Raw genomic sequence first — 25568 nt, forward strand, 5'->3', positions numbered from 1 at the left:
ACCTTATATTCCTTGTTAAATTTAACAATTAAATGAATTAAAAATGCTTCGTAATTTGTGAAAAACATCCATAGTTTGCGTTGAATGAAATTTGTATATTGGTATTAATAGGATTTTTAGAAAGAAAGGTGGTTTATATTAATGAAAAATAAGGCTGACATCATCATTATTGGTGGAGGAGTAATCGGTTCCAGTATAGCTTACAATCTGTTGAATGACGGCTTTAATGGCAAAATTTTAGTTTTTGAAAAAGATGGTCTTTATGAATTCGCATCGACACCAAGAAGTGCTGGAGGCTTTAGACAACTTTACACAACAGCAATAAATATTCAGTTAAGCAAATACAGCTTACAAATCTATAAAAATTTTTCTAAAGCTATGGCAATTGATGGTGATGAGGTTGAAATCGACTTTAAACAAAGAGGATATCTATTCCTAGCAGCAGATAAAATGATGAAGAGATTTGAAAAGCATTTAAAACTTCAAAATGAAAACGGTATCAATTCACAGCTTTTACAAAAAAATGAATTATTAAATATTATACCTGAACTTAATATTGATGATCTTGCTGGTGGATTATATTGTGCTGAAAGTGGTTATTTAGACCCTTACTCAGTCATGCAAGGATACGTTAAGTATGCAAAAAAGTTAGGTGCAGAGTATGTTTATGATGAAGTTGACAACCTTATAACTGATCAAGATCAAATTAAAGGAGTGCAACTTGTGAATGGAAGCGAATATTACGCTCCGATTGTTGTTAATTGTGCTGGTGCTTGGGCTTCCATACTAAGCGATAAAGCTAGCATGCCATTACCTGTAGTACCCCTTCCAAGACAAATCTTTCAGTTTGATACCGAAAAACCATTGCAAAAATACCTCCCATTAACGATGGACCCAACAGGCGTATATTTTCGACATGAAGGAGAGAAGTTTATTTCGGGCTATGCAGAGGAAATTGAACCAAGAATTGATTTTAAATGGAGTAGGTCGGCCTTTGTTGAAAATATTTGGCCGGTACTTGCCAACCGGATCAGTAATTTTGAGAAGGCGAAAATTGAAAGAGGGTGGGCCGGTTTATATGATTTTAACACGAAGGATCATAATGCTATATTAGGAGAATACCCATCTATGAAGGGATACTTTGTTGCATTTGGATTTAGCGGTCATGGAATGCAGCAGGCCCCTGCTGTTGGAAAGTGCCTTTCTGAATTAATTCGAACTGGAAAGTATGAAACGCTAGATTTAACGCCATTAAGGGTAGAGCGGTTTGCGGAAAACCAACTAATAATTGAAGATGCTATTTATTAAAAATTTGATAGGTTAAGGCTATTCGTTCATTTTAATAAGCACATCGAAAGTAACAATTAAAACGAAAGATCAGTAAGTATTAGGTTCCCATAAACAATTTTCACTAAAGCGTAAAAAATATTTGTAATTGAAAAAAGGGGCTGAGAAATTTTGGCTGCAAAAAAACTGAATCACCCAAGTGGATATAACTTTCTTGGGCCGAAAGAAAAGAATAGCATTGTCATTCAAAAAAGGGGGCAATATATTACAGGCTTTTCAGTTGGAATACTTTATTTAGATGAATGCTGGTACCCTGTCATACCTGGGAATGTTGCGAATCTAGGAACATATGATTTTCCCGTTAGATTAAAGGTAGTTCCAGATTGCAATACTTCAAAACTACTATCAGGTGATACCTCATTGTTGGAAAGTATTATTATTGCCGCAAAGGAACTTGAAGCAGAAGGTGCAAGAGCAATATGCGCAGCTTGCGGATTCTTCGGGAATTTTCAAGATAAAGTAGCAGAAGCAGTGGATATCCCAGTATATTTGTCAAGTCTTGTTCAAGTACCTTGGATTAAAACAGGGTTGAAGTACAGCCAAAAAATCGGAATTTTGACTGCATATGCAGATGGTCTAACGGAAAGTTTATTTGAGAGTTGCGGTATAGCCAACAAAAAAAATATAATTATCAGCGATCTAAGCGGGGAAGATGAATTTTCCGCTATTATTGAAAATAGGGGATCATTTGATAATGAAAAAGTTCGACAGGAGGTAGTGGATGCCGCCGTCAGCATGGTAGCAGAGAATCCGGATATTGGGGCTATACTGCTAGAATGTAGCGATATGCCGCCATATGCTGCCGATGTCCAACGGGCAGTTAAGCTCCCAGTTTATGATTTTATTACAATGATCAATTGGGTTCATTTTGCGACTAGTCAAAAGCCGTATTATGGTTTTTTGTGAATATTGCACATAGATTAACAGTCAAAATAGCTCTATCATTTAAATACTGAATTTTCGCAATATAAAAAATATTACCCCGGAAGGATGGTGAGGCTAAAAATACATCATTTATTTGTAGCCTAAAAAATATTAATCAATTAATTTAAGGAGTGATTTAATGGCTAAATTTGAAAAACAAGAGGAGGGGAGCTTCCCAAACCTTTTGGCCCCGTTAAAGGTAGGTCCAATGGTATTGAGGAACCGTGTTTTGGTATCAGCTCACAATACGGGATTGGCAGAGGGAGGATTGGCAACTAATCGAGTCATTGAGTATCATCGAACTCTTGCAGCTGGAGGTCCCGGCCTTCAAATTACGGGCGCCACATCGGTCCATCCAACAGGTATGGGTTCCTATCAATCTATGGTAAACCACAATGACGATATTATATCCGGCTACCAAAAGCTAGCTGAAGCTGTGCATGCTGAGGGAGGAAAAATTCTCGCACAGTTGGGTCATTTCGGTGCTGTTGGAAGATCGTCCTTGATGGTAGAAAAGCCACTTTGGGCACCTTCGCCAGTTAGTTCTGAGACCGGTCGGGAAATCCCTCATCAGATGACCAAAGGTGAGATCCAAGAAATTGTCAAGGCGTTTGGTCATGCAGCACGAAGAGTAAGAGAGGGGATGCTTGATGGGATTGAAATAACTGCAGGTCACGGTCTCTTAATTAGTGAGTTTTTGTCAGGGGCGACAAACTTTCGAAATGATGAGTACGGAGGAAGCCTTTATAATCGACTACGCTTTTTACTTGAGGTGATCGACGAGGTAAGTGAACATGCAGGTCCTAACCTAATTATCGGAGTTCGCCTCTCAGCAGACGAAAAAGTTAAGGGAGGAGTTGATATATCTCAGGCAAAGGAAATTGCCCGACGCCTTGAGGCTACTGGAAAGGTTCATTTTATAAATGTTATTTCTGGAACAAATATGGATCGAATTCAGCGCTGGGCCCATTGGCCAGCAACCCCCGCTCCGAACGGTCTATTTGTTGATTTAGCGAAGCAGATCAAGGAGGTCGTTAATATTCCTGTTTTTACAGTTGGGCGTATTACAGACCCAATGCATGCAGAGGAAATTCTATCGACAGATGCGGCAGATATGGTTGGCATGACTAGAGCCCACATCGCTGATCCTAATATTGTAAAAAAAATTAGCCAGGGCAGAACAAATGATATTCGCCCGTGTGTAGGTGCAAACGTTTGTATTGCGAGAACTAGCAGTGGGCATTCTATTCGCTGTATTCATAATCCTGAAGCAGGCCGAGCAGACGAAATGACATCACTAAGTAAGACGGGGCAACCAAAACGTGTTGCCGTAATTGGAGGAGGGCCAGCTGGGCTGGAAGCGTCTAGGGTTGCTGCTATCCGAGGACACTCGGTTGAGCTATTCGAACGGCAAGGTAAACTTGGCGGTCAGTTACGCCTCTGGGCTACATCGCCATCTATGAATGAACTACACAAAATAATTGAGTGGCAAGAAGATCAGCTTGAAAAGTTAGACGTAAAGGTGCATTTGAACTCTGAAATGACTATTGATGAGATAATTAAAATGACTGTAGACACTGTAATTGTTGCAACTGGCTCTCTTCCGCAATCGATTAATTCTCGTCCTTGGGTCTCACATCTTCCTGGTATTACTGAATCTAACATCGTACTGGCTACCCCACATGAGCTACTTGAAGGAAAGATTAGTGAACCTAAAAAGGTGATCGTCTGGGATCATGCCGGAGGAGTGGCAGGAAGTCAGATTGCACTTAGTGCCGCGGAAAAACTTGTGGAAAATGGTGCGGAAGTACACATTATTACCCCTAACTTTGCGGTTGGCGAAGATATTCATCCAACAATGCGTACTCCATTGTATCAGCGTTTGCTGTCAGCAGGGACGGTCTTCACCCCAAACAGTAAGGTTTTGGATGTTGAAGGTTCAAATGTGGTTATCCGAAATGTGTTCTCTCACAAGGACCATCTAATACCAAACGTGGACGTTCTCGTAACTTGTTTAGGGAATGGGGCAAATGACTATCTATATCATGCCCTTGATGGTCAATTACCGGAAGTTTACGCTATCGGTGACTGCCTAGCTCCACGTACCGTTGAAATAGCAATGACAGAAGGAGCAAGAATAGCCCGGATCCTATGACAATTGTGATTTTTTTCGCCAGCATTTTAAATTGATTATTAATTTGATTCTATTATCAAAGATCATTACTCCATTCCTGCGAAACAAAAGCTAAGGGAGGAATTAATATGCAAATAAGTGCAATAGATCTTTTTTTGATAATTATTTACTTTCTAATCGTGTTGTGGATTGGCTATTACACGATGAAAAAAATATCTTCTTTCGATGATTATTCGGTTGCTGGTAGATCAATGCCAATGGCATTAGTTTATGCCACAATTGGTGCAACATTAGTTGGCGGAGGAGCAACAATTGGCAGGGTTTCATTTGTTTATGAAACGGGAATCGTTGTGTTTCTCGCACTTTTAGGGGTTGTCATCAGTCAGGTTCTATCGGGATTCTTTTTAGCTCCACGAATACGCACGATGAAAAATATATATACGATTGGCGATATAATGGACTTTTATTTTGGACGTTCTGGCCAGCTTATTTCTAGCATTATTGCATTTTTGTTCATGGCAAGTCTGTTTGGTGTTCAAGTTTTAGCAATGGGGCGTATTTTGGAACCCATAACTGGGTTACCATTTGTTCCTTTATGTATTATAGGTACATTAATTATTATTGCATATACTTGGGCGGGAGGATTGTTAGCGGTAATTTATACGGATGCTGTACAATTTATTCTCCTTATTGCTAGTATTGCAACGGCTTCACTTTTAGGCGTTCATCAAATGGGCGGTATGACTGAAATAATAGAAAAAGTAGGTGCCATTAATCCAGATAATTTAGTCATTTTTGGTGGACCATGGACATTTAGTGTATTTATTTCAGCATTCTTGGCTTTTTTATTAGGAGATACGTTAGCGCCATATTATATACAAAGATATGCATCATCTAAAACGGCAAGTGTGAGTAAATGGTCAACTGTTTCATTTGGAGTGACATATATTTTTCTAACCATCGTAATTATGGTTATTGGCTTAATTGGGATCATTATATTCCCTGATATGAAAGGCGATTTAGTCTTTGTTAATTTTGTGAAATCGTATTTGCCTGTTGGCATGGTCGGTATCGTTTTTGGCGGATTACTTGCAGTAGTGATGTCGACAGGGAGTTCTCTTTTAAATACTGCAGCCGTTATTTATACAAGAGATATTCATAGTAAACTTATCAATAAAAGCGCAACCGACAAAAGTTTATTAAATACTACAAAATATGCGACTTTAATCGTGGGTATAGTTGGAATCGTTATATCGTTATTGATACCTAATGTGATGAATTTAATGCTTTATACTTATACATTATGGGCTCCATCAATATTACCCCCATTAGTTATTGCGTTAATTTGGGGAGGACCGTCAGAACGAAAGGTATCACCATACGCTGGTCCACCTGCGATCATAGCAGGAATGCTAATGACGATTATATGGTTAAACTTTCTAGGTGAACCATTTGGGATTCCAGGGATTGTAATGGGTATAGTGACAAATTTAGTTGTTTTTGGAATTACCCATATCATGACAGCCAATAAAATCCCGGCTTCTTCTTCAGAGAATATTGATGTATAAGGTACAAATAACTTTTTACCCATTCTGTTTTTGAGGAGGGATAATAATGAGTGGATGGGATCTGCTAGTTTATTTCTCAGCTGGAGTTTGTTACCTTGCGGCTATTGGAGTAATAGTTGGCTGGATAAGCCATGCAAAAAGAAAATAAATTTTGACATTTATCATGAACTAGAATCTTTGAACAAATATATATTATTAAATCAAATAATCCCGGCAAATTTGCAAACTTAACATATTCAAAAATAATTCACATTTTTAGAATAATAGGAACAGAAAACCATTTACAAACAAAAGCATAAGAACCTGATCTCCCTCAGGTTCTTATGCTTTTATTTAGCTTTTTCTCCTCATAACATTGGATTGCTGTATACAAAAGCATACAATTTTCAAAATTGCTTGTATTGAGGGATGTAATTTCACAAATTTTTTCAAGCCGGTAAATGATTGTGTTTCGATGGATGAACATATTTCTCGAGGCTTCACTTAATTTCATATTATACTTGCAATAGGCGGTAAATGTAGAGGCTAACACTTCATAACTATCATGTTCGATTAAAGGGGCTATGATATTCATGAGTTTTTTCTGATAGTCATCCGAAAGTTCTTTTGGCAACAGGCGCAACATCAATTCACGTTCATTATACACGTAAATACCCGAATTCTGTCCAGAGTTTATCCCAATATTCATTGCTTTTTTTGCATTATTATAGGACTCGGAAATTCCCTTAATGCCATGACTAATATCTCCAACTGAAATACATGCCGAGACACGATATTTTGACTCAAGAAATGAATTAATCTTTTCAAGTTTTTCATCCAAGCTGTCAATAAACGATGAATATGATTGCTGAAAGGGGAGGGATTTTATGATTACAAAGCGCTCAATATTCAAAAAAGAAACAATATCCCCTTTATTTTCATAAAATAAAAGGTCTAAAAAATCCAAGGTTTCTCTTTGGAAAAATTGAAGTGGAAAATCACCGAAAAATTCTTCGCTTTCTTTTTTCGAAGATAGTTTTTGCGAAAGATTTTTTATGTCAATTAATAGACAAACTTGATCTGTATGTAAATCAATTTCCAATAAGTTGGAGTATTTTAAAATATGGTCGTTCTCTTCGTTTTCCTTATAATGAATGACTTGATGGACGAATACCTCCAACATCTTTTCTTTTAATTCTACCATTTCTTTCCTGAAAGCTTCCTGACACATCATTTCTACTTGGTTTTTAACCAATTGCCCGTAATTTTCTACTTCCCTTGGGCTTCCAACAATGCCAAGTACACCAATCACTTTATTATTAAACTTAATCGGCACAGATACTCCAGGCAAGATTTTTTTTTCAATTTCATTTTTGCAATAGATCATAATATTTTTTTTAATGACTTCAAGCGAAGGCTGATGGAAGATACCGATGCGGCTTTTGTCCGTAGCACCGATAATATATCCTTCATGATCGGTAATGCTGATCGGATATGGCAAAATCTCAGCCGTCCTTTCAACAATATCTTGGGCAATATGTTTAAGTATTCTCAACATCATTTCTTCCTTTCCTTTTACTTTTTGTTAAGGTTTTCTTTCCAGTGCTGATTAGTAAAAAAATCCAAAAATTCAATCTTAATTATATCTATTTTCGTTTAAAATGTACATATTATTGGGAATTTTTATAATTTATAATTAAGTCAACTAGGAAAGTCACCTGTAATGACATTAGTAGTAAGGCGCATATATATTAATGTAGTTTTAACCTTATTCAGCAGAAGTCTCTAAACAATATAGGTAACAGATATCCAATTTTGTGGAAGTTCAAACCCCGGCTGAATATAGTTAAGCCTCCGGCGGATGCCTCAGATTTTTTAAAGGAATTTATCGAGCAGGCTCGATAAAAATCTGGGCGCAAATACGCCAAGGCGAATTTGATTCAGGTGACTCCATGCAAATATATTATGAAAAGAAGGTGCTGATAAATGAAAGTAGCTGTATTAGGATCTGGATTAATGGGGAAAGAAGCAGCACGTGATTTAGTACAAAGTGAAGGGGTAGAAGCGGTAGGGTTGGCTGATATTGATTTAGCACGAGCACAGAAAGCGTGTAGTCAAATTCAATCGCCAAAACTGAGAGCGTTTTCAGTGGATGCAAGCAATCGAGAGGAACTTGCTAAATTTATTTGCCAATATGATGTCATTATCAATGCGCTATTTTATTCCTTTAATGAGATCGTTGCAAGTACAGCCATTAAAGTAGGGGTAAGCTCTGTTGATCTCGGTGGTCATATTGGTCATATAACAGATCGGATTTTGGAACTTAATGAAGAGGCGAAAGCTGCCCATTCGACAATTATTCCTGATTTAGGAGTTGCCCCCGGAATGATTAATATTTTGGCTGGCTACGGGGGAAGTAAGTTAGATAAAATCGAATCTATTAAGATGTATGTGGGTGGGATTCCCGTTAAACCTGAAGCCCCACTTGAATATAATCATGTTTTTTCATTGGAAGGATTATTTGACCACTATACAGATCATTCATTAATTGTTCGGAATGGACTAAAGCAAGAAGTACCTTCACTTTCAGAAGTAGAAAGTATTTATTTTGAAAAATTCGGTCCGCTTGAAGCCTTCCATACCTCAGGTGGAACTTCAACATTGCCTCATTCCTACCCATTTTTAGATGAGTTGGAATATAAAACAATTCGTTATCCAGGTCATGCGGAGAAATTCAAATTGCTTGTTGACCTTAACCTTACCCGTAATGACTATGAAGTGGAGGTCAAAGGCCAAAAGGTGAGGCCTCGGGAAGTATTATTGAAGGTACTTGATCCAATCGTGGATTTAAAAGATAAAGATGATGCAGTATTGTTACGCGTAATTGTCTCTGGTAAGAAAAATGGCGAGAAAACAACGTACGAGTATGAAATGACAACCTTTAAAGATCGTACGAATAATGTAACTGCCATGGCACGCGCTACGGCTAATACCATTTCAGTTGTCGCTCAGATGATCGGGAATGGAACAATTGCCAAAAAAGGGGTGCACCCTCCAGAACAAATTGTACCAGGCAAGGAATATATTGAAGAAATGGCGAAAAGAAATATTATTATTACTGAAATTGAGAAACAGGAAAAGTCACCAGTTAATGCATAATCGGTTAAGCTCCCATTGCTTAAATAGCAGAGGGAGCTTTTTATTAGTATCAATATATTAAACTAACTAGTTAACAAAGGGCAAACCATAATCTTTATACTGAGCAAAATGACTGACGGCTGCTAAATATAATAGGAATTAGTAAAACCTGATGAAGAGAAGCTAAATTCTTTTCAATTTTAAAAAAATAATATCAATATTGACTTAGATCATTGCTGTGTTTTGCTGTCCACTTTTGCAAAAATGAAAATATAGTAAGATTTTCAAAAGCAAAACTGTAGGTTTTATAAGGTTAGCAGACTTGGCACGACTTTTGCAATGTAAATAAAACAAGAGGAAAACCAAATAGGTATTCGTATTACCTAAAATTAGGAGGATTCAACAATAATGAACTATTCATCAAAACTAGTAAAAGTAAATAAGGATCCAGGGCATGGCTCACACATCTCCCCTGTATATATGACTTCAACATTTGTTTTCGATAACGCAGAAGTAGGAGCAAAACGCTTCGCAGGAGAAGATCAAGGGTTCATGTATTCTCGCCTAGGAAATCCTAATGTACGAGAGCTTGAAGAAAAGGTAGCGGCATTGGAATTTGGCGAAGGCTGTTTGGCATTCTCATCTGGGATGGCTGCTATTACTGGTTGCCTTCTTGGGATTTTACAGGCAGGGGATCACGTTGTTGCTCACACAGCGTTGTATGGAGCGACACACGCATTTCTTAGCAAAACGGTTAAGAAATTTGGAATTGATGTCACATTCGTACCGTTTAAGACAGGAGAAGAGCTTGAACCACACATGACAGATCGAACGAAGGTGGTCTACTTTGAAACCCCATCCAATCCTACGCTTTCCTTAGTGGATATGAAGAGTGTTGCGACAATTGCCAGGCAGAAGGGAGCTTTGACCGTTGTTGATAATACGTTTTTGTCTCCATATTTGCAAAATCCGATATTATGCGGAATTGATATCGTCGTCCACAGCGCAACAAAATATTTATCCGGTCATGGATATCTAATTGGCGGACTAGTGATATCGCACAAGGAAATTATTGAGCCAATGAGAAAAGAAGTTCAGAAGACGATGGGAGCAAATTTGTCCCCTATGGATGCCTGGCTTCTTTGTCAAGGGATACGTACATTACACATTCGCATGGATCGCTCACAAGAAAATGCCCAGATTTTGGCTGAGCGTTTGGAAAAGCATATAGCAATCGAGAAGGTTTATTTTCCAGGTCTAGCAAGCTTCGAAGATAAAAATATTATGGAAAAACAAATGAAAGGCCCAGGAGCAATGATTTCTTTTGTCCTGAAGGGGGGATATGAAGCAGGTGTTAAACTAATGAATTCAGTAAAACTATGTACTTTAGCTGTTTCTCTGGGAGACGTAGGTTCACTCATTCAACACCCAGCTTCGATGACACATGCGATTATCCCAAAAGAAGAAAGGGAAAAAGCAGGTCTCTATGATGGACTTGTTCGATTTTCGGTCGGAATTGAAGATGTAGAAGATATATGGAAGGATCTTGAGATGGCATTGGCAAAATAGCATTGACATCAGAAAGTTTTTGTCCATTTCAATTCGCTTTCATAGTTTAAAAGGTAGCTAAGCTCTTGCTAATAACTATGAACGAGTATAAATAAAGAACAATGGAGGTTATGGAAATGAAATATGATTTCGACCAAATGATTAACCGCGAAAATACAGCTTGTGAAAAGTGGGATGGTCTAAAAGACCGCTTTGGTGTAAGCGAGGCGATCCCGATGTGGGTTGCGGATATGGATTTTAAATCGCCTCCTCCCGTCATAGAAGCTTTAAGTCAAAGAGTACAGCACGGAATATTTGGCTATACAAATAGACCTGATTCATATTTTGAGGCTATTATTGATTGGGGTAAAAGGAGACATCATTGGTCAATCGATAAAAAATGGATCGCTCATAGTCCAGGCATACTCCCAGCCCTATCCTCGATTATCAATTCATTTTCACAACAAGGGGATAAAGTCATTATCCAAACGCCTGTTTATCATCCGTTCTCTCAGATTATTAAGTCACTAGGACGGGAATCTGTCAGCAACCCACTTAAACTAGAGAATAGCCGATATATGATAGATATAGAGGATTTGAAAGAAAAAATCGATCCCACTGTTAAAATCTTAGTGCTTTGCAACCCGCATAATCCGGTTGGGAGAGTTTGGAGCGAAGAAGAGTTAACGATGTTGGGCCAAATTTGCATTGAAAACAACATTCTAGTCGTTTCGGACGAGATTCACTGTGACCTTGTTTTCAGAGGAAACAAACATATTCCGTTTGCTTCCCTGTCTGAAGAGTTTGCCAATCTTACTTTTACCTGCATAGCAGCTAGCAAAACATTTAATATAGCGGGTCTGCAAACTTCTAGCATCATTATTCCAAACCAAAAATTGCGAGATATTTTTAACAAGGCAATAAATAATCAGTGTATTGGTTCTCCTAACACGTTTGGAATGGTCGCAGCTGAGAGTGCCTATCGCTACGGTGAAGAATGGTTAGAGGAGCTGATCGATTATTTACAAGGAAACTTAGATTTTCTTATTTGTTACTTTCAAAAGAACATTCCGCAAATTAAAGTGATTCGGCCAGAAAGTACGTTTCTAGTGTGGTTAGATTGCCGGGAATTAGGGCTTGCCAAAAATGAACTTGATGAGCTAATGCTCAGCCAGGCGAAAGTTGCAATGAATGAAGGGTATATTTTTGGTGTCGATGGTGAAGGGTTTATGCGAATGAATATCGGCTGTTCTCGCTCATTATTAGAAAAATGTTTACGTCAAATAGATGGTGCCGTTAATTTTTTGTGCAGAGCATAGAAACCAATACTAAATAAATTATCTGAATAATAAAAATATATATAAAAATTTAAATATTTTTAATAGTTAAATCAACATAAGTGAAGTATAATAAATAAAATTGACTAACGTAAAGAATGAAACGGGAGATCAGTATGGTAAACTTTTCCGGTATACAGGAATTTATTCAAACATTCTCAGAAAATATGTCTGAAGTCCTTCGTCTTGATGTAACAATACTTAACGACAAAGGCTTGCGAATCAGTGGAACCGGTGCCTATCTAAATAGGGTTGGAGAGTTTGCACCTGATGGGTCCTTATTAAGAATGATTATGGAGACAGGAAAGCCTGCAATGATCCATGATGTGATTAAAAATAAATCACAATGCATGAATTGTCAATTTTTCACCCAGTGCAAAGTTTCGGCAACGATAGGTTTTCCAATAATGATCCGGAGTAGACCAGTAGGGGTAATTGGCATCATGGGTTTTACCTCTGAGCAGAAAGAGAGGATGATTAGAAATTCCGAGATGTTGATAAGATTTTTGCAGCATCAGAGTTCCCTGCTAGAAAACAAACTGTTATTGCTAGATTACAATCAAGAATTAGAATGCAAAGTGTACGAGGATTTTCCGACCTTAGAAAGGAAAGTTTCTTTTGAAAATATTATCGGCCAATATTCAGGACTGCAAGATCTAATTAAAAAGGCTAGACGTGTGACCAATAGCCCCTCAACAATTTTAATCATGGGTGAAAGCGGCACAGGTAAAGAATTGCTGGCACAAGCCATTCATTATGAAAGTAACCGAGGGAAATACCCTTTTGTTGCAATCAATTGTGCAGCTATTCCTGAAAATCTTTTGGAAAGCGAGTTGTTTGGTTATGAAGGAGGTGCATTCACAGGATCAAGACGTGATGGAAATATTGGGAAATTTGAATATGCACACAAGGGGACTATATTTCTAGACGAAATAGGCGATATGCCTTTATCGTTACAGCCTAAATTATTAAGGGTTTTGCAGGAGAGGTCCATAGAACGAATTGGCGGAAAAAAAACCATTCCTATCAATGTAAGAGTGATTGCAGCTACCCATAGAAATTTAGAGGAACTGGTAGAGAATGGAGCATTTCGAGAAGATTTATATTACCGTCTTAATGTCATACCGTTAAATACGAAACCACTAAGGGAACGCCGCGATGACATTGTGTTATTTCTTAACTACTTTATTAGAAAACATTGCAGGCTTTTGGGCAGAAACGATTTGCGTATCGATCCGGTACTAGAGCAATGGCTGATTCAATATGAATGGCCGGGAAACATTAGACAGCTCGAAAACGCTGTGGAATACATGGTCAATTTCGCTGAATCAAATACCATTGAATTTCACGATTTACCGGATTATCTAAATAAACAGGAGAATTTCGCCGGTTTGAAAAGAGGATTAAGTTTAGAACAAATGATAGCAGAATATGAAAAGAATATTCTACAAACCTTATATTTTGCGGAACCATATCGAAATGATAAAGAAAAGATTTCGCAAGAATTACAAATTAGTCTTTCTACATTATATAGGAAGCTAGATAAATACCAATTATATTAAAATTTTCCGAAAAAAAAAGGGGGAATATGATCATGAAAAAGAGGTTTAAATTTCTTGCATTCTCGTTGATGGCTACACTTGCGTTAACAGCCTGTGGAAGTACACAAAATCAAACAACGACTGAACCTGAAAAACCTGCAGCTCCTGAGAGTAAAACGTTGCTCGAGCAAATTCAGGCAGATGGCGTCGTCAAAATTGGAGCAGAAGGAACGTATGCGCCCTTTAGCTTCCATGATGCATCAGGGAAATTAACTGGCTTTGATACTGAACTCGCAGAAGAAATTGCGAGTAGACTAGGTGTAAAAGCGGAAATCATCGAAACCCCATGGGATGGAATTTTTGCCGGACTTGATTCGAAGCGATTCGATATGATTGTTTGTCAAGTAGGCATACGTCCCGACAGACAGGAAAAATACGATTTCTCTGAGCCGACTAATGTGTCAAAACCTTACTTAATTATTCATAATGACAATGACACGATTAAATCATTTGAGGATTTAAAAGGAAAAAAATCAGCTCAGTCACTAACGAGTATGTTTAAAGATATGGCTGAATCCAACGGTGCTGAAATCGTAGGAGTCGAAGGATTTAATCAAGCGATTGATTTATTAATTTCAAAACGTGTGGATGCGACGATAAATGATGGATTGTCCTACCTCGACTTCAAAAAGCAACAACCTGATGCACCTCTTAAAGTTGCAGCAGAGCTTGATGAACCTACGAAAATGGGTGTTATGTTTAGAAAAGGAAATGAAGAACTCGTAGAGGCAGTCAATAAAGCACTCGCAGATATGAAGGAAGATGGAAAGTATTTAAGCATCTCAGAAAAATATTTTGAAACTGATGTTTCAAAATAAAAAGGGGTGTTTGAATGTTTGCAGATGAAAGGATGCAGCGAATCATTGACATTATAATAAGCTCCTTTTTACCGATGTTAAAAGCAGGGATTGCTTTTACCGTCCCATTGACACTGATTTCCTTTTTCCTCGGGCTCATTCTTGCTCTGCTTACGGCAATGGCACGCATCTCGGGAATTAAAGTTCTCGATGCCATTGCAAGATTTTATGTATGGGTAATCAGGGGAACACCGCTGCTTGTTCAGTTGTTTATTATTTTCTATGGGCTCCCAAGCATCGGGGTAACAATCGGTCCGCTTCCATCGGCCATTATCGGTTTTACGATTAGTGTCGGTGCCTATAATTCGGAGGTTATTCGAGCAGCCATCCTTTCCATTCCAAAAGGACAATGGGAAGCTGGCTACTCAATCGGAATGAGCTATCGTCAAGCATTAAGAAGAATTATTCTTCCCCAAGCAACCCGGGTCTCCATCCCACCATTGTCAAATAGTTTTATAAGTTTAGTAAAGGACACGTCACTGGCCGCTACTATAACTGTTACCGAAATGTTTAGAGTAGCCCAGCAAATTACAGCAACAACCTATGAACCATTAGTACTATATTGTCTTGCAGGATTTATTTATTTAATTTTCAGCACAGTTCTTTCAAACGCCCAAGGACGTATGGAAAAACGATTTGATCGTTATGTGGCGAGCTAATTTGATTGGAGGATATCCCGGTGATTGAGATAAAGAACCTGCATAAGCAGTTTGGAGAAACTGAGGTGTTAAAAGGAATCGATCTGATTATTGAGGAAGGAAATACAGTCTGTATTATTGGACCTTCGGGATCAGGAAAAACAACTTTATTACGCTGTTTGAATTTACTTGAAGTTCCTACAAACGGAATGATTAAACTTGGAAATTTCTCTTTAGCGTTTCAGGATAAAAAACAAATTCCAAAAGATACTGTCATTAAGTTCCGGCAACAAACAGGGATGGTTTTTCAGGGGTATAATTTGTTTCCTCATATGACTGCGTTGGAAAATGTGATGGAAGGTCTTGTGATTATTCGTAAGCAGGGCAAGGAACTTGCACATGCGAAAGCTCTTCACTTACTTGAAAAGGTGGGTTTAAAGGAAAGGGCAAACCATTACCCATTCCAGCTTTCGGGCGGACAGCAACAGCGCGTAGGAATCGCCCGTGCAATGGCGATGGAACCAAAAGTCATACTTTTTGATGAACCTACTTCCGCGTTAGATCCTGAGTTAGTAGGAGAAGTTCTGAAGGTTATGAAAGAACTGGCTAAAGAAGGTATGACAATGGTTGTTGTCACTCATGAAATGAACTTTGCTCGTGAGGCAGCTGATAAGGTTGTATTCATTGACAAAGGGATAATTGTCGAAGAAGGATCACCACAACAAATTTTTGAACATACCCAGCATGAACGTACATTACAATTTTTAAATAAACTTTGTTCATAAAACGAATTAATGATGGATAACCTGGCAAAGCAGTATAGAAAAAATGTAAGCGTTTTAATACTAATGACGAAGGCTATTAAATCGAAAGTATCTTAATAGATTAGGGTAATGAGCAAAAACTGTATGTTCCATTTAATGGGGCTACAGTTTTTTTTCAAATTTACTAAAATCTGACGCCTAATGAAATTAATCGAGGCTAGGGGATAATACGTGCACTCATACCATTTGGAAATGACTAAATGATTTCAATTCAAGTAAATACACCCTAGTTTTTTCTTTAGTAAAAAATCCAATAATTTATAATAAATTCTACCTATTTTTGTGTATAATACACATATTATTCTGAATATTATTAATCTAAAATTAATTCATCATCCCTGAGTTTAATTATGTGGCAAATAATAAAATAATAGGAGGTTATCGGATTGGAAAAGGCTGATGTAAGAGTAAGTGAAAAACTTAGTGAAGCGTACACTCTGCCATCGTGGCTCTACACAAAACCTGAGGTATTGGAAGTTGAGAAAAGAGAAATCTTTAGCAAAACATGGCAATATGCCGGTCATGTTAGTCAATTCAAGAAGCCTGGTGATTACATTACAACGGAAGTAGCCGATCGTCCCGTAATCATTTCATATGGACAAGATGGAGAAATCCGCGCATTTTTTAATGTTTGCACACACCGGGCTGCAAAACTAGCTGAAGGAGAAGGAAATAAAGCAGTCTTCTCTTGTCCCTATCATGCATGGACTTTTCGATTAGATGGATCACTTCATAGGGCTCCTAATATGAATGGAGTTGAAAATTTCGACCATAATGACTTTTGTTTGAAAAAAGTAAAATTGGAGGTATTTGAATCTTTCATTTTTATTAATTTAGATCCGAATGCACCTTCCATGTCTAGTCAGTTTCCCGAATTATTTCAACATGTTAAAAAACATGACCTTGGAAGTTTTAAAAGAACACGAGTAAGAGAAACAATCTGCAAGTCTAACTGGAAAATTGGAATCGATAACTACTTGGAATGTGACCATTGCTCGATTGTTCATAAAGTACTCGTTTCCGTCCTAGACCTGAATCAATACGAGATGAAAATGTTTAAAAATTATTCCTATCAGGGTACACCCCTAAAAGGAATGACTGGGGACTTTGGCCTCGGACAGGGTGGAAGATATTACTGGCTTTACCCAAATACTTGGTTTTCCTTTGATCCTGGTCCTGCAAATCTTTCAATCCATCAATCTATTCCTATCGATCATAAAACTACGAAGTATGTATATACCACTTTCTTTAAAACAGATGAAATTTCAAAAGAAGAAGAAGAGCTAATGGCAATTGATGAGTTAGTAAGAAAAGAGGATCTCGACATTTGTGAGGTCGTTCAGAAAGGTATAGAAACTGGTGCCTATACTCAAGGCAGGTTTTCGCTTACAGAAAATTGTGTTCACCAATTTCATTTGCTTCTGCAAAAAGATTTAGAATCTCTACTTCCCCTTCAAAAAGTAGATACAACCACTGCATTGTAAGAGATAGAATACGATTTAGTCAATATCACCGTTGTGTAAGCGCTTCCGGGACTTTAAAGAACATTACTTTGGAAGATAGGTGAATTTATATGGCAGTTACTCAAGAGAACCAGCCGCAATTAAGGCGGACGATGAAGAGCAGACATTTATTCATGATGTCACTGGGAGGTATCATAGGAACAGGCTTATTTTTAGGTTCGGGTTATGCAATCGGTGAAGCGGGTCCTGCTGGGGCGATATTCGCCTATCTAATCGGTGGGCTGCTCATGTATCTAGCCATGGTATGTTTAGGAGAATTGTCTGTATTCATGCCCGTTTCCGGATCCTTCCAAGCTCATGCGACAAAATTTATTGGTCCAGCTACCGGTTTTGTTGTGGGATGGATTTACTGGTTAAGCTGGGCTCTATATGTAGGACTTGAGTTCGTAGCCGCAGGCGTTTTAATGAAAAGATGGTTCCCTGATGTTCCTGTCTGGATTTGGTGTACGATATTTATTATCTTACTTTTCTCGATCAATTCACTTGCCACAAGAAGTTTTGCTGAAACAGAGTATTGGTTTGCAGGGATTAAGGTGGTTGCTGTCATTCTCTTTATCATTATCGGTTTTGGTGCAATGTTTGGCTTAATAAGTATGGAAAGTGAGCCAGCTCCGTATTTGTCAAACTTTATCGGTGACGGTTTGCTTCCTGCTGGGATGATTGGTGTGTTTATATCGATGATGACTGTTATTTATGCTTTCCAAGGATCAGAAATTATGGGTGTAGCTGCAGGCGAGACGGAAGAACCCGAAAAAAATATCCCAAAAGCAATCCGCAATATTGTTTTCCGTATACTCGTATTCTATGTTTTAGCTATTTTTGTCTTATCCGCTCTTGTCCCATGGAAAGATGCAGGTGTGTTGGAAAGTCCGTTTGTAACTGTTTTTGATATGGTTGGGATTCCTTATGCAGCTGATATTATGAACTTTGTGATTTTAACCGCCATCCTTTCAGTTGGAAATACCGGTTTATTTGCCTGCACACGTATATTGTATTCTCTTTCTAAAAGTGGGATGGCACCAGCCGTCTTTGGAAAATTAAACAAACGAGCTGTTCCAACCAACGCATTATTAGTCACATTGGCTTTTGCTCTACTTTCCTTGCTTACAAGTTTTGTAGCCGAAGATACTCTCTTTGTTGTATTACTTTCCATAAGTGGAATCGGAGGAACACTGACATGGATGGCAATCGCCATGGCACAAATCGGATTTCGTAGACAATACATTAAGAATGGGGGGAAATTAGAAGATCTAAAATTCAAAGTTCGTCTCTATCCGTTTATTCCGATTCTGTGTATCGTCATGTGCTTGTTTATCTTTGCTTTCACAGCATTTGACCCAACTCAACGCACATCACTCTATTGGGGATTTGGATTTGTTGTAGCATGCTACGTATATTATTACTTCCTGCATTCAAGGAGAAAGGCTGACTTGCCTATCAGCATTGATGAGCAAAATAATCCAGCCGTAGAGGAAGAAATCTAAACATTTATAAACTGCAGTTCCAATTACGTGGAGCTGTAGTTAATTTTATGTAAGGGGGAAAACCAAGTGGAGAAAACAGAAAATTTTGACGTTATTATCGTGGGAGGAGGATTTTCTGGATTAACTGCAGCAAGAGAGCTCAGGTTATTAGGCCACAAAGTTCTCGTTTTGGAGGCACGCGATCGACTAGGTGGCCGTACGTGGATAGATAACCGTTTGGGATTCGATCTTGAAATGGGGGGAACTTATGTTCATTGGCATCAGCCTCATGTTTGGACTGAAATCACTAGGTATGGTTTGGAAATTACGTCGGGACCAAAATCAGAAAAGGTTTATTGGATCTCTGATGATAAATCTTTTTCAGCAACTACCGAAGAGTTTAAACTTAAACTTCGAAATACAGTTGAAAGATTGATGAGTGAAAGCAATAGATATATGCCACTACCGTACGAACCTTTGAGTTCTCCTTTAATAAAAGAAATGGATGGAGTTACCGCCGATCAGTTTATGAAAGATTTTGGCCTGACAAAAGAGGAATATGATATTTTACACGGCTGGGTTGCTTCCGATTTTTGCGGAGCACCAGAGGAAGGAGCTATTACCCAAATTTTCAGGTGGTGGGTGTTCTCGCAAGGAAATTGGGATACCCATAGTGCCAGCGTATCTGGATACAGGTTAAAACAAGGGACGAAAGCGTTGGTAGAAGCAATTGCTGCCGATGCAGATGCAGCGATTAAACTTTCAGCCATTGTAAACAAGATCAAACATGAAGGAAATACTGTACAAGTCATGACAACAGAGGGCTCAATTTTTGCGGGAAAAGCTGTGATTGTCACAGTTCCACTGACAACACTGCAAAAAATTGATTTCCAACCGGCACTATCTCTAGAAAAACAAGCTTCTTCCAGGGAAGGACAAACTTCAAAAGGAGTAAAGATTTGGGCACGCGTGAAAGGAGAATTAGAGCCGTTTGATGCTCTAGCACCTGGAAATTATCCGTTAAACTCTGTTCATTTAGATCGTTTTATTGATGGCGACAGTATCCTGGTAGGCTTCGGGCCAAGTGCCACATTGCTCGATCCCAATGATAAAGTCGCAGTTGAAAGGGCATTGCAGCATTGGATTCCAGGCATAGAAGTAATTGAGAGCACAGGCCATGACTGGGTAAACGATGAATTTTCTCAAGAAACATGGCCGATGTTGAAGCCAAATCAGTTAACTTCTTATCATCAGGAATGGAATACCCCAGAAAATGCTGTATTCCTTGCAGGAACTACGTATGCAAACGGCTGGGCAGGCTTTATTGATGGGGCCATTGAAAGCGGAATAACTGTAAGCAGGAGAGTTCACAAATTTATAACAGGCGATTTTACATTTAGAAAGAAACATTTTGTTAATAACAGTTGATAAAATAAGGCTGTTTTCTTAAAGTTTGTTGCTTTTATAATCTGAGTTGATTGGAGCGGAGGGCACTTGACTCCTGCGGGGATAGAGGGAAGCGGGAGACCCCGCAGGCGGTAACGCCTAGGAGGCTCCCGTCCCTCCCCGCGGAAAGCAAGTGCCCGCAGCGGAAATCAACGGGCAAACTATGAAGGGAAAAGCAGTCATCCTAAACCCCATCGTTCTAGCCTCCACCTAAAAAGGAGGAAGCACTTGAGCAACTATTTTTTAAAAGGAGCGAAAAAAATGTATATCAATGGAGAATGGGTTCAAACAAGTGAACATCTAGAGGTAATTAATCCTGCAACTGGAGAAATTGTTGATAAAGTAAGTATCGGAGGGATTATTGAAACGAAGAATGCCATCATAGCTGCAAAGACAGCGTTCGCAAAGTGGTCCTGCCTACCAGCTGTAGAGCGCGCATCTTATCTACTTAAAACGGTGGAAAAGTTAAAGGAGCAGAGAGAATATTTAGCTGAATTAATTACAAAAGAAATGGGGAAATCCATACACAATGCTCGGGTCGAAGTTGAGAGCACTATTTCGTTTTTCCAATGGTTTGCTGAAGAAGCACGCAGGGTATATGGGCGGACTATTCCTGCAAATGTAGATAATAAACGCATCACTGTAACGAAACAACCTGTAGGTGTTGTTGGAGCAATAACTCCTTGGAATTTCCCATTATCTATGATTGCTAGAAAACTTGCCCCTGCTTTAGCTGCAGGTTGTACTGTAATTCTAAAACCTTCAAAAGAGGCTCCTTTATCATCGCTCGCTCTTTTTAAAATCTTTGATGAAGTGGAAATACCAAAGGGTGTTGTGAATCTAGTATTAGGTCAATCAGATAAAATAGTAGGAGTATTGATGGAAAGTAAGGATGTACGTAAAGTCTCCTTTACTGGTTCCACAGCAATCGGAAAACAACTCATTCGCCAATCGGCAAATACAATAAAAAGAGTTTCCATGGAATTAGGAGGGCACGCCCCATTTATTGTATTTGAAGATGCAGATATCGACTTAGCAATTGAAGGCGTAATCCAGAGTAAGTTTGCTTCAGGCGGACAACAATGTGTCTGTGCAAATCGAATATATATTCATGACCATATTTACGATGAATTTGCATCTAGATTAAAGGAAAAAGTATCCAGACTAAAAGTAGGGAATGGCCTAAATGAATCTATTCAAATTGGAGCACTTATAAATGAAGGTGCTATTGCCAAAATGGATGAACAAGTAACCGATGCAATATCTAAGGGTGCTTCAGTACTCTATGGGGGAGAAAGGCTAGTTGGCGGGCATTACGATAAGGGCTGTTTTTATTCTCCGACCCTTCTGATAGATAGTAAAGAAGGAATGAAGGTTTTACATGAAGAAACCTTCGGACCAATTGCCCCTCTAATACGGTTTTCTTCTGAGGAAGAAGTCATTCAAAAAGCCAATAATATTGAATATGGCTTAGCTTCCTATTTTTACACAAATGATCTGTCACGAATGTACCGAGTTTCTGAAAAACTAGAATATGGAATGGTAGGTATCAATGATGCTGTACCTTTTTCTGTTCAAGCGCCTTTCGGAGGAATAAAAGAAAGTGGGTTAGGAAGAGAAGGAGGCAGAGAGGGGATAGAAGATTATTTGGATATAAAAATGACATCTACTCGTATTCAGTTATTAAAAGACTGATAGATATCTTATTTAAAATAACTTGGGCTGATTATTTTGGTTATCATTTAAAAATATAGACTGTTTTCGTAAACTTTGTTGCTTTTCAAATTGATTTTATATAAAAATCTGAGTTGATTGGAGCGGAGGGCACTTGACTCCAACGGGAAATTGAGGGAACGGGAGACCCCACAGGCGGTAACGCCGAGGAGGCTCCCGTCCCTCCCCGTGGAAAGCAAGTGCCCGCAGCGAAATCGACGGGCTAAATTTAAGGCTAAAAACAACAATATATGCGAAAAGAGATAAATATATAAATAATCAGCCTTATTTCCTTCATATTTTTGTAGAAAATGCACATAGATTTATAGAGTGTTCAACAACGATAATGAAACCAATAGGAAATTTTTAGAATAGGAAGGAGTAAAGATATGACGAATCTTTCAGTAATAGGCTCTGGGACGATGGGAAGGGGAATTGCTTATACGGCTGCTTTGAGCGGATTTCAGGTTACCTTACAAGATATTAACGACGAAATCCTTGTACTTGCAAAAAACCAAATCAGTGCAGAAATGAGGAAGAGTGCTGATCGTGGGTTCGTTGATCCTGACAAGGTGGATGAAGCACTCGGAAATATCAGATTGACAACATCCTTAGAAGAAGCCGCGGAACGAGCTGATATAGTCATTGAAGCTGTATATGAAAACATTGCATTGAAAATGGATCTTTTTAAAAAGCTTGATATCCTTTGCCAAAAGCATACAATTCTTGCATCCAATACATCCACGTTAAGTCCTACAGAAATAGCCTCACAAACAAAACGGCCAGATAAATGTGTGGCAATGCATTTTTTTAACCCTGTTCATAAAATGAAGCTGATTGAAATTATCCGGGGATTGGATACATCAGACGAAACAGTTACCACTGCAAAAGAAATCGCTGCAAGATTTGGAAAAGAAACAGTAGAAGTCAATGAATTTCCTGGGTTTGTCACAAGCAGGATGAATTGCCTGATCGGGAATGAAGCGATGAATATGCTAATGGAGGGAGTTGCTTCGGCTGAAGATATTGATAAAGCGATGAAACTTGGATTGAATCACCCAATGGGTCCGCTTGAGCTGGCAGATCTGGTAGGTTTAGATACTCGTCTAAGAAACATGGAATATTTATATCAAACGCTTGGCGAAAAATACCGTCCATGTCCATTGTTAATTAAGTATGTGAAAGCAGGAAGGCTGGGAAGAAAATCGGGTCAAGGTTTTTATACTTACGAAATGGATGATAGGACTGTTTTGAATAAATAATAACTTCTATTTTCATGTCAAAAACATGAGGGCTGCCATGAACCAAAGTGTGGTAAAAGCATTAAGACTATTACAATATTTCACATTAGAAAATCCAAAATTATCACTCGCCGAAATTGCCAGATCGTCTGGATTAGCCAAACCGACAGCATATCGCTTATTAAGAGCACTTGAAGAAGAAGGCTTTTTAACGCGAAACGAACATAATCTTGAAGATAAGAACTATATGCTCGGACTTCGTTTGTTTGAACTCGGTAATATCGTCGCAGAAGGTATGGAACTACGAAAAATTGCCCTTCCATATATGGAGGAACTACGAAATCAAATTAACGAAGTGGTGCATCTTGTCATTCTTGACAGGACGGAAGCGGTCTATGTTGAGAGAGTAGAAACCGATCGGCCAATGAAATTATTTACCCGCATTGGTTTGCGAACCCCATTATATGCCGGTTCGGCACCGAGATTATTGCTTGCATATATGAATGAAAGTGAAAAAGAAGAGATCTTAAAAGAGATGAAATTAGAACCTTTTACAAAATCAACGGTTAAAAATATCGATCATTTACGAACGCTTTTAAATGATATTAAAACAAATGGCTATTCGATTAGTTATGGTGAATTTGTACCAGGTACATTAGGAATGTCCGTTCCAATAAAAAATCATACGTCAGATGTGATTGCATCACTAACAGTTGCGATCCCAGGTGATCACTTTGATGAAAGGCAAACTACGAATATCTTAGAAAGATTACAATTAACAGCCCGGCAGATTTCGCGAAAATGCGGCTTCAATACTTAAAAATTTGCAATCGACCTATATAAAAAAATAGGTTTTTCAATTGATTAACTAATGAAATGGCATTTCATTTAATGAAACAATTTCGAGGAGGGATGGAAGTGATTCAGCCTATCTATGAAAATATAATGATAAGTCCAGAAGAAGCGATCGGAAAAATCCAAGATAGCGACACGCTTTTAGTTGGTGGCTTTGGCCTTTGCGGAACGCCATTTACTTTAATTGATGCGATCGCACAGCAAACAGAAGCAATGAATCTGACTATTATCAGCAATAATCTAGGGGAATCTGGAAAGGGATTAGGGAAGCTGCTTCCAACAGGACACTTAAAGAAAGCAGTCGGATCTTATTTTACATCTAATCGAGACGCGGTCAAGGCATGGAAAAAGGGAGAGCTTGAAATTGAGCTGATCCCGCAAGGTACATTGGCAGAAGCCATCCGTGCAGGAGGGGCGGGTATTGCCGGATTTTATATTAAAACCGGGGTTGGTACTGAGCTGGCAGCAGGGAAAGAAGAAAAAATATTTAACAATGAACGCTATATTTTAATTGAGGGCATCAGGGCAAAGGTAGCACTCATTAAAGCGTGGAAAGCGGATCGATTAGGGAACCTCGTTTATACAAAATCAGCAAGGAATTTCAATCCGATGATGGCAACTGCAGCAGATTTAGTCATCGCAGAGGTGGATGAAGTGGTTGAAGTTGGCGAGTTGAACCCGGAAAGCATTGTTACGCCGCATAATTATGTTGACTTTATCGTTCAAAGCAAATACGAGAAGTCTGGGGGTGTATATATTGAAAAACCATCAGGATATTAAAATCACGATCGCAAAAAGGATCGCAAAGGAATTAACGGGCGGGGCCGTCGTTAATCTCGGAGTTGGAATCCCTACTTTAATTCCGGATTACTTAGAACCAAGCCAGCACGTATTCCTACAATCCGAAAACGGGATGCTTGGGATGGGGCCAACACCTCCGAAAGGCGAAATTGACATGGATTGTATAAGCGCAAGTAAGCATCCTGTTGTCCTTGATCCAGGTGCCTCTATATTCTCCAGCGCAGACTCTTTTGTGATGATTCGCGGCGGGCATATTGATGTCGCTGTATTGGGCGCCTTGCAGGTAAGCGAAAAAGGTGAAATTGCTAACTGGGCGATTCCTGGGACTGACATACTTGGCGTGGGAGGAGCGATGGACCTTATACCGGGTGCGAAAAAAATTATTGTTGCAATTACACATGTTTCAAAAGACTTTTCACCAAAACTTGTTAAAGAACTAACATATCCGAGCAGTGGCATTCGTTCAGCGGAAATGATTGTTACGGAAAAAGGCGTTTTTGCAATCAAAGAGGGCGTTATGGTCCTAGAAGAAATCGCAGAGAATACAACGATCGAAGAAATCAAAGCCACTACAGAAGCAAGATTTATAGTAGCTGAGAATCTCAAATGTATGACTGTTTAAAGAGAGGGA

Annotated in this window: 20 protein-coding genes; 19 read left to right on the forward strand and 1 reads right to left on the reverse strand. The window is 38.7% G+C overall.

The annotated features are described in order from the left end of the window. Positions 1–141 precede the first annotated feature (141 nt). The 4 genes from BGM26_RS05305 (at position 142) to BGM26_RS05320 (ending at position 5973) form a co-directional block, all read left to right on the forward strand. The gene (locus BGM26_RS05305; RefSeq protein WP_217038673.1) at positions 142–1308 is read left to right on the forward strand and encodes an NAD(P)/FAD-dependent oxidoreductase; all 1167 of its coding nucleotides are present in this window, start codon (positions 142–144) and stop codon (positions 1306–1308) included. 150 nt (positions 1309–1458) lie between these two features. Next, positions 1459–2253: an aspartate/glutamate racemase family protein gene (locus BGM26_RS05310; RefSeq protein WP_254119037.1), complete on the forward strand. Its 795-nt coding sequence runs from the start codon at positions 1459–1461 to the stop codon at positions 2251–2253. A 157-nt stretch (positions 2254–2410) separates the two neighbouring features. Then, positions 2411–4426 (forward strand): oxidoreductase, encoded by a 2016-nt coding sequence (locus BGM26_RS05315; RefSeq protein ID WP_217038674.1) that lies wholly within the window; start codon positions 2411–2413, stop codon positions 4424–4426. Positions 4427–4533: 107 nt separating this feature from the next. After that, a complete protein-coding gene (locus tag BGM26_RS05320; protein WP_217038675.1) occupies positions 4534–5973 on the forward strand; it encodes a sodium:solute symporter family protein in 1440 nt (479 codons plus the stop codon). A gap of 313 nt (positions 5974–6286) precedes the next feature. Here BGM26_RS05320 and BGM26_RS05325 read toward each other — a convergent pair whose 3' ends face one another. Beyond that, positions 6287–7507 (reverse strand): CdaR family transcriptional regulator, encoded by a 1221-nt coding sequence (locus BGM26_RS05325; RefSeq protein ID WP_217038676.1) that lies wholly within the window; start codon positions 7505–7507, stop codon positions 6287–6289. Between the two features lie 431 nt (positions 7508–7938). Here BGM26_RS05325 and BGM26_RS05330 point away from each other — a divergent pair, with 431 nt between their 5' ends. The 15 genes from BGM26_RS05330 (at position 7939) to BGM26_RS05400 (ending at position 25559) form a co-directional block, all read left to right on the forward strand. Further along, positions 7939–9111 carry a saccharopine dehydrogenase family protein gene (locus BGM26_RS05330; RefSeq protein ID WP_217038677.1) on the forward strand — a complete coding sequence of 391 codons (1173 nt, stop codon included), beginning with the start codon at positions 7939–7941 and terminating at the stop codon, positions 9109–9111. A gap of 387 nt (positions 9112–9498) precedes the next feature. Further along, positions 9499–10659 carry a trans-sulfuration enzyme family protein gene (locus BGM26_RS05335; RefSeq protein WP_217038678.1) on the forward strand — a complete coding sequence of 387 codons (1161 nt, stop codon included), beginning with the start codon at positions 9499–9501 and terminating at the stop codon, positions 10657–10659. Positions 10660–10775: 116 nt separating this feature from the next. Continuing rightward, on the forward strand, positions 10776–11957 hold the full coding sequence (locus tag BGM26_RS05340) for a MalY/PatB family protein (RefSeq protein ID WP_217038679.1): 1182 nt from the start codon (positions 10776–10778) through the stop codon (positions 11955–11957). Positions 11958–12091: 134 nt separating this feature from the next. Further along, positions 12092–13537 (forward strand): sigma-54 interaction domain-containing protein, encoded by a 1446-nt coding sequence (locus BGM26_RS05345; RefSeq protein WP_217038680.1) that lies wholly within the window; start codon positions 12092–12094, stop codon positions 13535–13537. Between the two features lie 32 nt (positions 13538–13569). Beyond that, complete coding sequence (locus BGM26_RS05350; protein ID WP_217038681.1) at positions 13570–14394, forward strand: amino acid ABC transporter substrate-binding protein; 825 nt, start codon at positions 13570–13572, stop codon at positions 14392–14394. 14 nt (positions 14395–14408) lie between these two features. Next, a complete protein-coding gene (locus tag BGM26_RS05355) occupies positions 14409–15092 on the forward strand; it encodes an amino acid ABC transporter permease (RefSeq protein WP_217038682.1) in 684 nt (227 codons plus the stop codon). A gap of 20 nt (positions 15093–15112) precedes the next feature. Next, positions 15113–15856, forward strand: coding sequence for an amino acid ABC transporter ATP-binding protein (locus BGM26_RS05360; protein WP_217038683.1), 744 nt, complete (start codon positions 15113–15115; stop codon positions 15854–15856). Positions 15857–16281: 425 nt separating this feature from the next. Beyond that, entirely contained in the window at positions 16282–17379 is a 1098-nt protein-coding gene (locus BGM26_RS05365) for an aromatic ring-hydroxylating oxygenase subunit alpha (RefSeq protein ID WP_217038684.1), read from the forward strand. An 89-nt stretch (positions 17380–17468) separates the two neighbouring features. Beyond that, on the forward strand, positions 17469–18902 hold the full coding sequence (locus BGM26_RS05370; protein WP_217038685.1) for an amino acid permease: 1434 nt from the start codon (positions 17469–17471) through the stop codon (positions 18900–18902). 66 nt (positions 18903–18968) lie between these two features. Further along, positions 18969–20309: a flavin monoamine oxidase family protein gene (locus BGM26_RS05375; protein WP_217038686.1), complete on the forward strand. Its 1341-nt coding sequence runs from the start codon at positions 18969–18971 to the stop codon at positions 20307–20309. Positions 20310–20588: 279 nt separating this feature from the next. Beyond that, complete coding sequence (locus BGM26_RS05380) at positions 20589–22022, forward strand: NAD-dependent succinate-semialdehyde dehydrogenase (protein WP_217040658.1); 1434 nt, start codon at positions 20589–20591, stop codon at positions 22020–22022. 407 nt (positions 22023–22429) lie between these two features. Further along, positions 22430–23302, forward strand: coding sequence for a 3-hydroxyacyl-CoA dehydrogenase family protein (locus BGM26_RS05385; RefSeq protein ID WP_217038687.1), 873 nt, complete (start codon positions 22430–22432; stop codon positions 23300–23302). Between the two features lie 37 nt (positions 23303–23339). After that, positions 23340–24101: an IclR family transcriptional regulator gene (locus tag BGM26_RS05390; RefSeq protein WP_217038688.1), complete on the forward strand. Its 762-nt coding sequence runs from the start codon at positions 23340–23342 to the stop codon at positions 24099–24101. 125 nt (positions 24102–24226) lie between these two features. Continuing rightward, entirely contained in the window at positions 24227–24916 is a 690-nt protein-coding gene (locus BGM26_RS05395; RefSeq protein WP_483297793.1) for a CoA transferase subunit A, read from the forward strand. Further along, the gene (locus BGM26_RS05400) at positions 24894–25559 is read left to right on the forward strand and encodes a 3-oxoacid CoA-transferase subunit B (protein WP_254119041.1); all 666 of its coding nucleotides are present in this window, start codon (positions 24894–24896) and stop codon (positions 25557–25559) included. The genes BGM26_RS05395 and BGM26_RS05400 overlap by 23 nt, the downstream gene beginning before the upstream one ends. Positions 25560–25568 lie beyond the last annotated feature (9 nt).

The organism is Bacillus sp. FJAT-29790 (genome assembly GCF_019039215.1).
GTDB lineage: Bacteria > Bacillota > Bacilli > Bacillales > Cytobacillaceae > Cytobacillus.

Excerpts from the sequence above, each read along its gene's own strand:
- BGM26_RS05320 (WP_217038675.1), top strand. The coding sequence starts at position 4,534 with ATGCAAATAAGTGCAATAGATCTTTTTTTGATAATTATTTACTTTCTA.
- BGM26_RS05315 (WP_217038674.1), top strand. The coding sequence starts at position 2,411 with ATGGCTAAATTTGAAAAACAAGAGGAGGGGAGCTTCCCAAACCTTTTG.
- BGM26_RS05305 (WP_217038673.1), top strand. The coding sequence starts at position 142 with ATGAAAAATAAGGCTGACATCATCATTATTGGTGGAGGAGTAATCGGT.
- BGM26_RS05390 (WP_217038688.1), top strand. The coding sequence starts at position 23,340 with ATGAACCAAAGTGTGGTAAAAGCATTAAGACTATTACAATATTTCACA.
- BGM26_RS05385 (WP_217038687.1), top strand. The coding sequence starts at position 22,430 with ATGACGAATCTTTCAGTAATAGGCTCTGGGACGATGGGAAGGGGAATT.
- BGM26_RS05350 (WP_217038681.1), top strand. The coding sequence starts at position 13,570 with ATGAAAAAGAGGTTTAAATTTCTTGCATTCTCGTTGATGGCTACACTT.
- BGM26_RS05335 (WP_217038678.1), top strand. The coding sequence starts at position 9,499 with ATGAACTATTCATCAAAACTAGTAAAAGTAAATAAGGATCCAGGGCAT.
- BGM26_RS05355 (WP_217038682.1), top strand. The coding sequence starts at position 14,409 with ATGTTTGCAGATGAAAGGATGCAGCGAATCATTGACATTATAATAAGC.
- BGM26_RS05380 (WP_217040658.1), top strand. The coding sequence starts at position 20,589 with ATGTATATCAATGGAGAATGGGTTCAAACAAGTGAACATCTAGAGGTA.
- BGM26_RS05395 (WP_483297793.1), top strand. The coding sequence starts at position 24,227 with ATGATAAGTCCAGAAGAAGCGATCGGAAAAATCCAAGATAGCGACACG.
- BGM26_RS05370 (WP_217038685.1), top strand. The coding sequence starts at position 17,469 with ATGGCAGTTACTCAAGAGAACCAGCCGCAATTAAGGCGGACGATGAAG.
- BGM26_RS05330 (WP_217038677.1), top strand. The coding sequence starts at position 7,939 with ATGAAAGTAGCTGTATTAGGATCTGGATTAATGGGGAAAGAAGCAGCA.
- BGM26_RS05340 (WP_217038679.1), top strand. The coding sequence starts at position 10,776 with ATGAAATATGATTTCGACCAAATGATTAACCGCGAAAATACAGCTTGT.
- BGM26_RS05345 (WP_217038680.1), top strand. The coding sequence starts at position 12,092 with ATGGTAAACTTTTCCGGTATACAGGAATTTATTCAAACATTCTCAGAA.